We start from the raw sequence: 13,272 nt of genomic DNA on the forward strand, positions 1-13,272 counted from the left end.
GCGCCGGTCGTCGTGCCTCGCACGGTGGTTCCCGAGCCGGTATCTGACGAGGTCGCCCTCGTGGGCGTCAATGGCCTTGGGCCGCAACAGAATCCACGACAGGGCCCGGTAGGGGACCAGACTGTGCGACGAGATCAGGTAGGGAGGCGGAGTCCGGGACAAGGTTCGGTAGGGGGACCGAGTCCGCGACAAGATCGGGTAGGCGGACAGAATCGACGACCGGATCCGGCGGGCGGCCGTATCGCGGGCCGCATTCGCCGCGATGACGGGCGGCAGGTATCCGGCACCCTGCTGACGCTGTTCGACCCACGCGGGCAACAGGTTTCACGCACCAACGGTGACAGCGACGGCGACTACGAGATCGTCCCGCCCGCGCCGGGAAACTACGTCCTGATCTTCGCGGCGGAGGGATATCGACCGGTCGCGGTGAACGTCACCGCCGTGGACGGCTTGCTCCAGCGGGTCGACGCGACACTGTACGGATCCGCGGCAGTCTCGGGTGTGGTGCGCACTGCGACGGGCGAACCCGTGGCGGGTGCCACGGTCACGCTGACCGACCAGCACGGTGAGGTGATCGACGGCGTCGCGACGGCGGCCGACGGCGCCTACGCGTTCGATGCCGTGCCGTCGGGCTCGCACACGCTCGTCGCGACCGCCGCCGAGCTGCGGCCCAGCGCAACGACTTTGACCCTGCCGAACAACGAGCAGATGCGTTTCGACATCGAACTCGCACCGATGGCGATCCTGCGGGGCACCGTCCGCGCCGGGGACCTGGCGGTCCACGACGCCCACGTCACCGTCCTCGACCGAACCGGCGTAGCGGTAGCGGCCGCGCGCACCGACGCCCACGGCCGCTACCGGGTGACCGGCCTGCACGAAGGCGAATACACCATCGTGGCCCGCGGCTACCCGCTGGTGACCAGCGAGATCACCGTGACGCGCGGCGAAATCGCGCACGTTGTCCGGCTGGGTTTCGAGTCCGAGGAATTCCTGGAGTCGGCACCGGTGTGAGGGCAGCAGCCCCCGGAGGAGTTGCTCGACGAGCGCGCGGCGTCGAGATCACCCTCGACGCACTCGATGGCAGACGGGATGCACTCGGCCATCGTGCAGGCCACCGAACCGGCTGCGCCCGCGACCTGCTGCTCGTGACGCCTCCGGTGCGGAATAATCGGCGGGCATGAGCTTCACGGACGCCGAAATCGGCTACCTGCGGTCACAGCCGCTCGCTCGTCTCGCCACCCGTGCCACCGACGGGCAACCGGACGTTGTTCCGGTTGCCTTCGAGTTCGACGATGCCGCCATCTGGGTCGGCGGCGGCGCGACCGTTGCGTCGACGCGTAAGGCCCGCAATATCATCGCGGGCAATGCGGAGGTGGCATTGGTAGTCGACGATCTGGTCTCACTCGACCCGTTCGTCGCGCGCGGTATTCGCATTTACGGTCACGCCGAACCGCCGGTCGAGCGCACGGGCCTGGTGGGCCCCGGCCACTATCTGCGCATCACGCCGGTTCGATCGTGGAGCTGGAATCTGGCGGGCGTGCCGGCGGGTGACCAGTGGTACGACACCCGCCACGCCTGGCATCGGCGCGAACCCGAGGCCGGATAAGAACCGGCTACCGGCCGATGCCGAGTTGAGCGGAGAAGGTGGACAGGTTGCAGGGGATGTTGCCGGGGTAATTGACGCACGGCTGCTGCTGGTCGATGACCGCCGGCTCCTCGGTAGGAGTGAGCGGCAGCCCGGTCGCGGCGGCAGGTGCGGCAGCGGCGAGCGGGGCGAGGGCGAGGGCGAGGGCGGCGAGCCAGAGTTTCGGGTTGCGCATCAGATCCTCTTCCGGGTGTGGTGGTGAGTCGATCTTCTCGCCCTACCGTAGGCGTTGCACGCCGCACGCGGCAGCCGAGGATTGTGGGGTGCCCGCGCGGTATCGTCACCGGGCGGATCGGAGGAGGGGGCATGCGACAGGCGGGGCAGCGGTGGCGAACGCTGGTCAGTACGGTGCGATTGGGCCCGCGGGAGTACCGGGTGGTGCGGCCCGCGCAGACCGTGACGCACGCGCCGCTGCACGAGGGGTATCTCGGGGCTCAGCTGACCGTCGACAAGACGGCGGCGCTGACCTTGGGGATGGCGTGGGAGCTGGCGGCGCGATCGCCGCGCACGATCATCTATCTTCCGCTGCGGCGCAACGGCTTCGAATGCAACGACTACGGGCACGGTACCGAGCCGCCGCTGGATCTGGTGCTGCTGCACCACAGTCTGCGGTTTCCGGTGTCGCGATGGAAGGACGTGCGAGCCCGGCTCGGGAGCGGACAGCCGCACACGGTGTTCTGCCGGGGGCTGCCGCAGGCCGCGCAGGTAGCCGACGTAGCGGCCGCACGCTGGGATCGTGAATTCAAAGATGTTCTCCGGCAACGGATCACCGCTGACACCCTGTTTCTGGTCGGCAGCAGAACCGCATTCGACCTCGAAGCGCCCGCGTTGCGCGAGCTGGTCGAGGACTGCCCACGGCATATGCACGAGGAGCCGGACACGCACTGCTGCGCCGAGATCACCGTCGACGAACAGCGGCAGTGGTTGCATGTCGAATACTGCCGGGAACATCGCAGGAGATGACGCTCAGCCGGAGGTGCCGTCGTGTCCGGCGAGGAGTTCGGTGAACGGGGCGGAGCGCCCCAGATCGTTGCCGGAGCGGCGGGACCGCTGGCCGTCGTCGGAGAGGAAGCCGCGGACAACGGTGTCCTCGGCGAGCAGCAGCCCGGCGAATTCGGCGGCGGCACGGGTGACCCGGTCGGTGGTGTCGGCGGCGTTGAGGTCTTCGTTGGCGCAGAAGACACCGGTGGTGGCGACGGTGGCGCGCAGGTAGACGAACAGCGGGCGCAGCGCGTAGTCCAGCACGAGCGAGTGCCGGGCGGTGCCGGCGGTGGCGCCGATCAGGACGGGCATGCCGTTGAGCGCGTCCGGGTCGAGGGCGTCGAAGAACATCTTGAACAGGCCGCTGTAGCCGGCGGCCATGACCGGTGTCACGGCGATCAGGCCGTCGGCGGCGGAGATCTGTTCGCGGACGGCGGCGACGCCCGCGGTGGGCAGGCCGCCGGTGGTCATCATGGTCGCCAATTCCTGTGCCAGTTCCCGTAATTCGACGACCTGGAGTTCGAGCGACTCGCCCCGGCCGGAGACGGCGGCGGCGACCGCGGCGCCGAGACTATCGGCCAGCATGCGGGTCGCCGAGGGCTGCGACAGGCCCGCGGTCACGATCACCACCCGGCGCGTCACGGCTCGGACTCCTCGGCGCCGAGCTGGTCGAGCGCGACTGCCCGGCCCGGCTCGACGAGATGGTAGGGCGCGTCGGGTCCCAGTTCCGACAAGGTGTCGTGAGTGGGCGGATCGCTCGGCACGCCGGCGGCGCGACGGGCCTCGAATTCCTTGCGCAGCACCGGAACCACCTCCCGTCCGAGCAACTCGATCTGCTCGAGCACCACGCTCAGCGGGAGCCCCGCGTGATCCATCAGGAACAGCTGGCGCTGATAGTCGCCGACGTAGTCGGCGAAGCCCAGGGTCCGTTCGATCACCTGCTGCGGTGTGCCGACGGTGAGCGGTGTGAGTTCGGCGAATTCCTCCAGCGACGGCCCGTGCCCGTAGACCGGGGCGTTGTCGAAGTAGGGCCGGAAGAAGTTCTTGGCCTCGGCTTCGGAATCGGCCATGAATACCTGCCCGCCCAGGCCGACGATCGCCTGGTTCGCCGCGCCGTGGCCGTAGTGCTCGAAGCGTTCGCGATACAGCCGCACCATCTGCTGGGTGTGCTCCTTGTTCCAGAAGATGTTGTTGTGGAAGAACCCGTCACCGTAATAGGCCGCCTGCTCGGCGATTTCGGGTGAGCGGATGGAGCCGTGCCAGACGAACGGAGGCGTGTCGTCCAGCGGCATCGGGGTGGAGGTGTAGTTCTGCAGTGGCGTGCGGAACTTGCCCTGCCAGTTCACCACCGGCTCCCGCCACAGCTTGCGCAGCAGATGGTAGTTCTCGATGGCCAGCGGGATGCCGTCGCGGATGTCCTTGCCGAACCAGGGATACACCGGGCCGGTGTTGCCACGCCCCAGCATCAGATCGACGCGGCCCTGCGCCAGGTGCTGGAGCATGGCGTAGTCCTCGGCGATCTTGACCGGATCGTTGGTGGTGATCAGCGTGGTCGCCGTCGACAGCACCAGATGCTCGGTCCGGGCGGCGATATAGCCGAGCATGGTGGTCGGCGAAGACGGCACGAACGGGGGATTGTGGTGCTCGCCGGTGGCGAACACATCGAGGCCGACCTCCTCGGCTTTGAGCGCGATGGCGAGCATCGCCTGGATCCGCTCGGCTTCGGTGGGCGCCGTGCCGGTGGTCGGATCGGGAGTGACATCGCCGATCGTGAAGACGCCGAACTGCATGTGCCCTCCTTGTGCGCCGGACCGTGATCCAGCCTACGGCAAACTCGTGGCACACTCGAGTGATGCAGGACTGGACGTCGGAACCACTGCCCGCCATCCCCCTGGACTCCTGGCGCCCCACCAAGGAGACGCTGCACCGGTTCGCCCAGATCATCGGAAAAGTGGCCCTGGCCGCGGGAATCCGGCGCAATCACTGGTGGCATATGACCTATCGGCTCACTGCTCGCGGCTGGACCACCGTTCCGCTCGGCACCGCCCGCAACGGCCCGGTCTTCACCTGTGCGTTCGACTTCTTCGACCACGAGTTGCGGATCGCGACCGATCGTGGCGCCCAGGCGGTGGTGCCACTCCAGGGGCAGTCGGTCGCCACGTTCTACACCGCGGCCATGGCGGCGCTGCGCGAGGTGGAGGTCGGCGCCATGGTCGCCCGGCCCTACCCCTACGACCTGCCGGATCGGGAGCGTCCGTTCGCCGAGGACACCGAGCACGCGGACTATGTGCCGGAGCTGGCGCAACGCGCGTTCCATGTGCACAGTCAGGTGGGCCGGGTGCTCGAGGAGTTCAGTTCGACGTTCTCCGGCACCATCAGCCCGGTCCAATTGTTCTGGCACACCTTCGATCTCGCGGTGCAGCGGTTCTCGCTGCGGCACATCGACATGCCCGACAGCGTCGATCCGGTGACCCGCGAAGCCTATTCGCGGGAGGACATCTCCGCGGGCTTCTGGTTCGGCGACGACACCGTCACCGAACCCACCTTCTACTCCTATACCGCCCCCGAACCGCCGGGGATCACCGAGCGCCGCTTGAGTCCGGATGGGGCGCACTGGGTTTCCGCCGGGAGCAGTCACAGCGCCTACTACGCCTACGACGCGGCTCGCGCCAGCGCCGACCCGGTCGGCTCCGCGCTCGAGTTCTTCCAGTCGGCCTACATCGCCGGGGCGGACCTGGCCGGGTGGCCCGCCCGCGAACTCACCTGCTGGGGCGGCATCACCGACCCGGTGCGCCGCCGGCACGATCCCCGCTGGCCTCAGTGGCCGGAAGGCCACTGAGTAGGCTGGATCCTCCGGTGGGTGGAGGTACGACAGATGGTGATGGCTGAACGGCAGCGGGGCGAGCTGATCGGTATCGGGGAATTGGCAAGCCGGGCCGGGCTTTCGGTGCGCACGATCCGTTTCTACTGCGACGAGGGGCTGTTGGAGGCGCGGCGCAGCGCGGGCGGGCATCGCATGTTCGAGGCCGACGGCGCGGTCGAACGGTTGCTGTTGGTACGGCAGCTACGGGCGCTCGGACTCGGACTGAGTTCGATTGCCGAGGTGTTGCTCGGCGAACGGTCCATCGGTGAGGTGATCGCCGCCGAAAGTGCCCTGGTCGAGGACGAATTCCGCGAACTGGCGTGGCGGCGAGCCTCGCTGCGGGCAGTGGCGGACGCGCCGCACGCCGAACGCGCTCGCCGGCTCGCGCTGCTGGCCGCGGCGCAGGACGGGCACACCGCGCACGACCGCGTGGTGCGGTTCTGGCGGCGCTTCTTCCCGACCTGTACGCGCGCGGATTTCGACAGCTTCGTCTGCGCCAATATCCCGAGGCCGTCGGTCGATCCGTCGGTCGAGGAGGTGGTCGCCTTTGCCGAACTCGCCGATCTCGTCGATGATCCCGACCTGCTCGGGGTGATGGGCCAGCAGATGTGGCGCTGGCGGCCGGAGACGATCCGGGATCGGCGCGCACTGTTCACGAGCGTCGGCGAGGTGCTGATCGAGGTGATGCCGTTGGTATCGGCGCGGGAGCGACCGCGTGCGGGAACCGAACTCGACCGGTTCGTCGATGTGCACGCCGGGGCGCGCGGCGAACAGGATTGCGCCACCTTCCGCCGCCTGCTGCTCGCCGACGCGACCGACGAGGATCCCCGGATCCACCGCTACTGGACGCTGACCGGCGTCGTATCCCGGACGCCGGTCACGGTGGGGCGGGCGCACGACTGGTTGTACCGGTCGTTGCGGCTCAGCCCAGCGCCGAACTGATCGCGGCGTCGCTGATTTCGGTCAGGCGACGCCGGGCCGCGGGATCGGCGGCTTGCGGATGCGGGTCACTCTCGATCAGACCGTCGAAGTACCGGCCGCTGGTCCGGGCCAGGGCGGGGTCGCAGATCAGGCGCAGGGTCGCCACGGCGCCCTCGTCGAGAGTGCTGACCGGTGCGATGCCCGCGCCCAGCACCATGGTGGTCGGCATCAGGGTGGCAGGGTGCAGAGCATTGACCGTGACGCCGGAACCAGCCAGTTCGGCGGCGAACTCGATGGTCGACATGACCATCGCCAGCTTGGCGCGGCAGTAGGCGGCGAAGCCCGCGTAGCCGTGCTCGAAGGTGAGATCGTCGAAGTCGATCGCCTCCTGGCCCGCCGAGGCCACATTCACCACGCGCGCCGGAGCCGATGCGCGTAGCAGTGGCAGCAGCCGCCGCGTCAGCCGGTACGGCGCCAGATGATTGACGGCCCAGATGAATTCGTTGCCGTCGGTGGTGAGGACGCGGTCCGACAGGCCACCGGTCCCGGCATTGTTGACCAGGACGTCCAATCGGCCGGTGTGGGCGAGGATGTCGTCGGCCAGCCGGTCGACCTCGGCGAGCCGGGACACCTCGGCCAGGACCGTGGTCGGCTTGTGACCGCCCGCGGCCGTGATCTCGGCGGTGAGCGACGCGGCCCGCTCGGCGTCGCGGCCGTGCAGGATCAGCCGTGCGCCCGCGGCGGCGAGCCGGGTGGCGAGCTCCCGGCCCAGGCCATCGGTCGCACCGGTGATCAGGACGGTGCGATCGGTCATATCGCTCATCGGGTGGGTGCCTTTCGTGGTCGAGCGGAACGCAGTCGACAGTACGCGCGTGTGTGCTCGACCGGCACACGACTGAACCCGGGTAGGGTATCGGCTGCGGGTGTGTGCAAGCCTGGAGAACGTCAGCCGGAATCATCGAGGGAAGGGTGTCGAGCGTGCAGCAGGCGTCGCGCCGGTCCTCGTTCGCGCCCCTGCTTGCGCTGCTGGCCACGATGTTGCTGCTGGTGCTGTCGGCGGACTGCACACTGGCCGACGCCGAGACGCACGCACACCCCCACGCCGCTGCCCAGACCGAGCCGGCCGCCGACCCGCACGACGGCGCGCACTGCGCGCCCCATGTCGTGCACTGCATGTTCGAATCCACGATCCCGGTCGCCCCACTGGTGATAGCACCGACGAATCTGCTCTTGGCCCTGATGGCCGTGGTCGCGCTCACGCTTGCCGCCGTCGTATCGGCGGGTGGTATCCGCGGCCCGCCCGTCGCCGCACTTCCCGTCGTCAGCGGACGAATGCTGTTGACGCGCTTCTGTATCGCCCGACGCTGATCGGTCAGCGCCAGGCCGACGTGATGTCCCCGTCGGCCGGTGTCCGCTGCCCGCATACGTCACGCCCGCCCCGCGGCGGGTTCGATACAGAAAGCGACAGTCATGGACAACGTTGTGGCCCGACAGCTCACGGCGGCCACGCCGGAATCGGCCCGGCACCTGCACGGATTGGTCGGCGGCACACCGGTGCTGTGGGTCGGCGCCCCGCTGGCTGCGGCCGGGAAGGGGTTCTGGGCCAAGCTCGAAGGGTTCAACCCGGGCGGTATGAAGGATCGACCGGCCCTGCACATGGTGCGCCGGGCCGCCGCCCGCGGCGAGCTGGCGCCCGGTGCCCGGATCGTCGAATCGACCAGCGGCACCTTGGGTTTGGGTCTGGCGCTGGCCGGGCTCGTCTACCGGCACCCGGTCACCGTGGTCACCGACCCGGGGCTGGAGCCGATCGTCGCCCGCATGCTCGCGGCCTACGGCGCCGAGGTGGACCTGGTCGCCGAACCACACGAGGTGGGCGGCTGGCAGCAGGCGCGGCGCGAGCGCGTGGCCGAATTGCTCGCGGCCGAACCGGGTGCCTGGTGCCCGGACCAGTACGGCAATCCCGACAATGTCGAAGGCTATGAATCACTGGCGCTGGAGCTGATCGAGCAGCTCGGCAGTGTCGACGTGCTGGTCTGCGCGGTGGGCACCGGTGGCCATTCGGCCGGCGTGGCCCGGGTGCTGCGCCGCTTCAATCCGGAGCTGACGCTGATCGGGGTCGACACGATCGCCTCCACCATCTTCGGCCAGCCCGCCGGGCGCCGGCTCATGCGCGGACTCGGCTCCAGCATCCATCCGCGCAATGTGGACTACGCGGCGTTCGACGAAATCCACTGGGTCGCACCGGCGGAGGCGGTGTGGGCCTGCCGCACGCTGGCCGCCACCCATCACGCCAGCGGCGGCTGGAGCGTCGGCGCGGTCGCGCTGGTCGCGGGGTGGGCGGCGCGCACCCGCGGCGCGGAGGTCCAGATCGCGGCCGTCTTCCCGGATGGACCGCAGCGGTACTTCGACACCGTCTACAACGATGCCTTCTGCGCGGAACACGGTCTGCTCGACGGTGATCCGCCGTGTGCGCCGGAGGAGATCGCGTACCCCACCGAGCGGGTGGTGTCGTGCTGGACCCGCTGCACGACGGTCCTCGACCCCGGGTTCGAATCATGATGGTGTACCGGCAGTTCCGGGGATTCGATCTGGCCGCCCGGCTGCTGATGGTCAATCAGTTCGGCATCAATCTCGGGTTCTACATGCTCATGCCGTTTCTGGCGGGCTACCTGTCGAGTCCGCTCGGGTTGGCGCCGTGGGCGATCGGCTTGGTGCTCGGCGTGCGTAACTTCTCCCAGCAGGGCATGTTCCTGCTCGGCGGGACCCTGGCCGACCGGCTGGGCTACAAGCCCTTGATCGTGGCCGGATGTCTGCTCCGCACCGCGGGTTTCGGCCTGCTGATGTTCGCGACCTCGCTGCCGGGACTACTGATCGCTTCGGCAGCAACAGGTTTCGCGGGTGCGCTGTTCAATCCGGCGGTCCGGGCCTACCTGGCGGCCGAGGCCGGGGAGCGGCGCGTGGAGGCGTTCGCCGTCTTCAACGTCTTCTATCAGGCAGGCATTCTCGCGGGACCGCTGGTCGGACTGGCCCTGATGGCGGTGGATTTCCGGGTGACCGCCGCGACGGCGGCAGTGGTCTTCGCGGTGCTGACCGTGGCCCAGGTACTGGCCCTGCCCGCGCGGCGCGCGTCCGGCCGGGGGGACTCGGGTTCGGTGCTCGACGATTGGCGCGAGATCGCCGCCAACCGGCGGTTCCTGGCGTTCGCCGCGGCCATGATCGGCTCGTATGTGCTGTCGTTCCAGGTGTATCTGGCCTTGCCGCTGCACGCCGAATATCTCGCGGGGGATCGCGCGCAGACGCTGACCTCGGCGGTGTTCGTCGTCTCCGGTGTTGTCGCGGTGGCCGGGCAACTGCGGATCACCGCCTGGTTCCGGGCCAGGTGGGGTACCGGGCGGGGGCTGGTGGTCGGCATGGTCGTGCTGGCGGCTGCGTTTCTGCCTCTGGCCGTATCGCCGGGGCCGGGATCGATCGTCGCGGTCGCCGCGCTGCTGCTGGCGGCGGCGCTGCTCGCCGTCGGCACCGCGGCGGTCTTTCCGTTCGAGATGGACACGGTCGTGTCGCTGTCGGAGAACCGGTTGGTGGCAACCTATTACGGCTTCTACAACACCGTGGTCGGTGTCGGCATCCTGATCGGCAATCTGGCCACCGGCGCCGTGGTCGGCGCGGCGCGGGCCGTGGGTCTCGGCTGGATGGTGTGGGCCGGGTTGACGAGCATCGGCATCGGCGCCGCGTTCGCGCTGCACCTGCTGGATCGTTCGGCCTCCGCCGGGCGGCATCGATTGCCCTCGGGCGGAAGACGTGTCGCGGGTTCGGAGGCCCCGGTCCCGGCCTCGGAAATCACCGACCGGTTCCGCGTCGCGGTCGGTGACCCGCGGGAGCAGACGATACCGATCCCGCGGATCACGGAGGGCATATCGGGTCCTTGATCATGCCGGTGCGGGTTCGCGCTGACTTCCGTCGGACCGTAGGGTCGAGTGATCCGTAATATCGTGCGGTGTCCTCGTTCTCGCCGCGCCCGTCCCGTCTTCGCCGCTCCGTGGCCGTGATTCCGCATTCTCCGATTCCCATCGCGCGGGCGGTGGTGGACTGCGCGGTCTATGTCGACGGGCAGCGGCTGCCGGGGCGTTTCGCCCATGCGGCGGCGCTGGCCGAAGTGCGTACGCGGGGAACGGGTTTCGTGTGGATCGGATTGCACGATCCGGACCGGGCACAGATGGCCGATATCGCCGAGACCTTCCGGCTGCATTCGCTGGCGGTGGAAGGACGCGGTGAAAGGTAGACAGCGGCCGAAGCTGGAACGCTACGACGACACCGTGGTACTGGTGATGCGGACCGTGGGTTAAGTCGAGCACGATCTGGACACCGTCAGCGAGATCGTGGTGACGGGGGAACTGCTGGTGTTCGCCGGGCCGGATTTCGTGGTGGCCGTGCGGCACGGCGAGCACGCGGGTCTGCGCGGGCTGCGGCAGGAACTCTAGGCCGAGCCGGCGCGGCTGCGCCTGGGCCCGGGGACGGTGCTGCACGGGATCGCCGATTTCGTGGTCGACTCCTATCTCGAGGTGGCGCGGTCGGTGGAGCAGGTATGGGGATATCCGGCGGTGCTGTCGCTGATGGTGCTGGCGTGCACCGGGCTGTTCGTGATGTTCCGCCGCAATCGCTGGCTGTAGCCGTATCGTCCGATCGGACGACCCCGGTATCGGCCGGACGGATCGGCGAACCGGCCGATGCGCCGATTCGGGCGTGGCCGGATATCCGCAGCATGGGAAGGGTAAGACCTTCCCGACGAACGGAGCGGCGGCATGAACACCACGCGGCGCGGACGACGCGCGACCTACTACGGCATCGCGCTGCTGACCGGCGCACTGCTGATCACCGCCTGCGGGACGGAGCCGGCGGCAACCCCGAATCCCACCGAGAGCGGAGCTTCCATGACTGCTGCGGAGAACACACCGGCCGGCGTACCCGTCGCGGAAGCGAACGAGGCATTGCTGGCCGCGACCGAGGACGGTGACGCCGCCGCCGTGCGCGCCGCCCTGACCCAGGGAGCGCAGGTCGACACCCGCGACGACGCCGGTCGCACGCCGCTGTTCCTGGCGGTGCTCGACGACGATCTCGACGTCGCTCGGGTGCTGCTCGAGTTCCGGGCCGATCCCGACGCGAAGGACGATCGCGGCGAGAGTCCCTGGGTGAACACCGGTGTCACGGGCAGCGTCTCGATGATGGAGCTGCTGCTGCCCGCGCAACCGGATCTGAGCCTGCGCAATCGTTTCGGCGGCAACGCCCTGATCCCGGCCGCGGAGAAGGGGCACCTGGACTACGTGCGAGAAGTGTTGCGCCAGACCGATATCGATATCGATCACATCAACGATCTCGGCTGGACCGCACTGCTGGAGGCGGTCTACTACGGCGACGGCAGTGCCGTGTACCGCGATATCGTGCGCGTGCTGGTCGACAACGGCGCCGACGTCGGCATCCGCGACTCCGACGGCAGCACCGCCTACGACCACGCCGTCCGCCGCGGCTTCGACGATATCGCCGAGCTGGTGAAACCGCGCTGACGCTGGGACGTTGTACAGCTCGCTGTTCGACCCGCACACTGGTGCCGTGAACGACACCGGGCTCTACTATCCGTACGTCAACCTGCCCGGCGACGGGTGGGTGAAGACGGCAGTGTTGTTGTGGCCGTTGCTCGCTCGAATCCGGCCCGTCGATTACCCCGTACTGCACGATTCGATGGACGTCGAGCGGCTCCGGGATGCGGGACTGATCCTCGATGTCGATCCCGGGTCGGCATCGAGCGGCGGTGCGGAAGGCTCGGCGCAGCTGCTGTTTCTGGAATTCCTGGATCAGCACCGGGACCAGCTGATCCCTGGGTTCGGCATCGATGCGCTGGCCGTCCCACCACTCGAGGACGCCGTGTACGACGAGTTGTTGCCGCCCGATCCTCGGCTCGAGGTGCTGCATCCGACGAAGATGTCCTATCGGCTGGCCCGGGAGCTGGCGGGTGCCGGATTGCTGGTGCGCCAAAGCTTCCGATGGCGCCGCCCGGCCGACGGCCGGATCCTGAATATCGACCGGCTGACGATGCACCGTGAGCTGGCCGGGGTGTATCTCACGGTCCTCGCGGATGTGCTCGCGGCGCGCAACGGGATGACGCCGATCACCGACCAGCCGCGCCTGCACGCCGCCGCATCCGGTTGGAACGTTGCGGCGATAGCGCAGATCCTGCTGCACGAGAACGAGATTCGGCCGGTGCAGGCCGACCCGACACAGGCGTTCGCGATCATGGCGCTACAGGCGGTGGTGCCACGTGATCTCGACCGCGTGCCGGTGAGCCGAATCATCGAGGCGCGCAAGCGATTGCTGCCCGAAATGCTGGCGTATCGAGAATTCCTCGATTCGCTGACCGACTTCTTCGCCGAGCTCGCCGAGTGCCCGGATCCCGAGATCCGCAGCGCGCGCCTGAGACTCAAGGTCGAATCCGAGGTGGTGCGCTCGATGCAGACCATGGAGCGCGAGATCAGGCGACTCGATCTACAACCGGCGAAAGCGGTACTGAGCCTGCAATCGCTCGCGCCGCCGGCCGTCCTGGGGACCGTGTCCGCCGCGGCGGGATTGTCGCCGGGCATGACGAGTATCGGCGTGGCGGCGGGGTGCGTCGTCGGCGCATCGGCCGCGACCCTGCGCCGTCGCCAGGAGGTACGCGCCGAACATCCGCTCGGCTATCTGCTCGGCCTGAAGCAGGAGCTGGGCCCCACCGATCTCGTCGCCAAGGTCCGTTCGGGGATGCGGCGGGTGAGCTCTGACCGCCCGTGACATTTGTCATGGCGAATCCATGTGGGAGTCATAGGGATTCGGTGAC

The 13,272-nt window shown here is 68.7% G+C and carries 13 protein-coding genes and 2 pseudogenes; 11 read left to right on the top strand and 4 right to left on the bottom strand.

Annotated features, from left to right (window positions below):
* Window positions 1-252: 252 nt before the first annotated feature.
* Together ACFVMC_RS12805 and ACFVMC_RS12810 are read left to right on the top strand one after the other, a co-directional pair.
* Window positions 253-1,011: pseudogene (locus ACFVMC_RS12805) on the top strand (collagen binding domain-containing protein); the annotation flags it as partial.
* Window positions 1,012-1,177: 166 nt separating this feature from the next.
* Window positions 1,178-1,606, top strand: coding sequence for a PPOX class F420-dependent oxidoreductase (locus ACFVMC_RS12810; RefSeq protein ID WP_379209732.1), 429 nt, complete (start codon window positions 1,178-1,180; stop codon window positions 1,604-1,606).
* A 7-nt stretch (window positions 1,607-1,613) separates the two neighbouring features.
* Here ACFVMC_RS12810 and ACFVMC_RS12815 read toward each other — a convergent pair whose 3' ends face one another.
* Window positions 1,614-1,820 carry a hypothetical protein gene (locus ACFVMC_RS12815; protein ID WP_379209734.1) on the bottom strand — a complete coding sequence of 69 codons (207 nt, stop codon included), beginning with the start codon at window positions 1,818-1,820 and terminating at the stop codon, window positions 1,614-1,616.
* Window positions 1,821-1,951: 131 nt separating this feature from the next.
* On the opposite strand from ACFVMC_RS12815, the gene ACFVMC_RS12820 reads away from it, so the two are divergent.
* Complete coding sequence (locus tag ACFVMC_RS12820; RefSeq protein WP_379209735.1) at window positions 1,952-2,608, top strand: hypothetical protein; 657 nt, start codon at window positions 1,952-1,954, stop codon at window positions 2,606-2,608.
* A 3-nt stretch (window positions 2,609-2,611) separates the two neighbouring features.
* Here ACFVMC_RS12820 and ACFVMC_RS12825 read toward each other — a convergent pair whose 3' ends face one another.
* The gene (locus ACFVMC_RS12825) at window positions 2,612-3,268 is read right to left on the bottom strand and encodes a CE1759 family FMN reductase (protein ID WP_379209737.1); all 657 of its coding nucleotides are present in this window, start codon (window positions 3,266-3,268) and stop codon (window positions 2,612-2,614) included.
* The gene (locus tag ACFVMC_RS12830) at window positions 3,265-4,416 is read right to left on the bottom strand and encodes an LLM class flavin-dependent oxidoreductase (protein ID WP_379209739.1); all 1,152 of its coding nucleotides are present in this window, start codon (window positions 4,414-4,416) and stop codon (window positions 3,265-3,267) included. The genes ACFVMC_RS12825 and ACFVMC_RS12830 overlap by 4 nt, the downstream gene beginning before the upstream one ends.
* A 62-nt stretch (window positions 4,417-4,478) precedes the next feature.
* Between ACFVMC_RS12830 and ACFVMC_RS12835 the strand changes: the two genes are divergently transcribed.
* The gene (locus ACFVMC_RS12835; protein WP_379209741.1) at window positions 4,479-5,465 is read left to right on the top strand and encodes a DUF5996 family protein; all 987 of its coding nucleotides are present in this window, start codon (window positions 4,479-4,481) and stop codon (window positions 5,463-5,465) included.
* Window positions 5,466-5,501: 36 nt separating this feature from the next.
* The gene (locus ACFVMC_RS12840) at window positions 5,502-6,431 is read left to right on the top strand and encodes a MerR family transcriptional regulator (RefSeq protein WP_379209743.1); all 930 of its coding nucleotides are present in this window, start codon (window positions 5,502-5,504) and stop codon (window positions 6,429-6,431) included.
* On the opposite strand, the gene ACFVMC_RS12845 is transcribed toward ACFVMC_RS12840, so the two are convergent.
* Entirely contained in the window at window positions 6,412-7,233 is an 822-nt protein-coding gene (locus ACFVMC_RS12845; protein WP_379209745.1) for an SDR family NAD(P)-dependent oxidoreductase, read from the bottom strand. The genes ACFVMC_RS12840 and ACFVMC_RS12845 overlap by 20 nt on opposite strands.
* 155 nt (window positions 7,234-7,388) lie before the next feature.
* Here ACFVMC_RS12845 and ACFVMC_RS12850 point away from each other — a divergent pair, with 155 nt between their 5' ends.
* The 6 genes and pseudogenes from ACFVMC_RS12850 to ACFVMC_RS12875 all read left to right on the top strand — a co-directional run bounded on the left by ACFVMC_RS12850 (window position 7,389) and on the right by ACFVMC_RS12875 (window position 13,226).
* A complete protein-coding gene (locus tag ACFVMC_RS12850; protein ID WP_379209747.1) occupies window positions 7,389-7,778 on the top strand; it encodes a hypothetical protein in 390 nt (129 codons plus the stop codon).
* A 102-nt stretch (window positions 7,779-7,880) separates the two neighbouring features.
* Entirely contained in the window at window positions 7,881-8,969 is a 1,089-nt protein-coding gene (locus ACFVMC_RS12855) for a PLP-dependent cysteine synthase family protein (RefSeq protein WP_379209748.1), read from the top strand.
* A complete protein-coding gene (locus ACFVMC_RS12860; protein ID WP_379209750.1) occupies window positions 8,966-10,336 on the top strand; it encodes an MFS transporter in 1,371 nt (456 codons plus the stop codon). The genes ACFVMC_RS12855 and ACFVMC_RS12860 overlap by 4 nt, the downstream gene beginning before the upstream one ends.
* 110 nt (window positions 10,337-10,446) lie before the next feature.
* A pseudogene (locus ACFVMC_RS12865) lies at window positions 10,447-10,987 on the top strand (CorA family divalent cation transporter); the annotation flags it as partial.
* Between the two features lie 222 nt (window positions 10,988-11,209).
* A complete protein-coding gene (locus tag ACFVMC_RS12870) occupies window positions 11,210-11,968 on the top strand; it encodes an ankyrin repeat domain-containing protein (RefSeq protein ID WP_379209752.1) in 759 nt (252 codons plus the stop codon).
* 46 nt (window positions 11,969-12,014) lie between these two features.
* Complete coding sequence (locus tag ACFVMC_RS12875; protein WP_379209754.1) at window positions 12,015-13,226, top strand: DUF6236 family protein; 1,212 nt, start codon at window positions 12,015-12,017, stop codon at window positions 13,224-13,226.
* Window positions 13,227-13,272 lie beyond the last annotated feature (46 nt).

It is taken from the genome of Nocardia sp. NPDC127579 (assembly GCF_042672005.1).
GTDB lineage: Bacteria > Actinomycetota > Actinomycetes > Mycobacteriales > Mycobacteriaceae > Nocardia.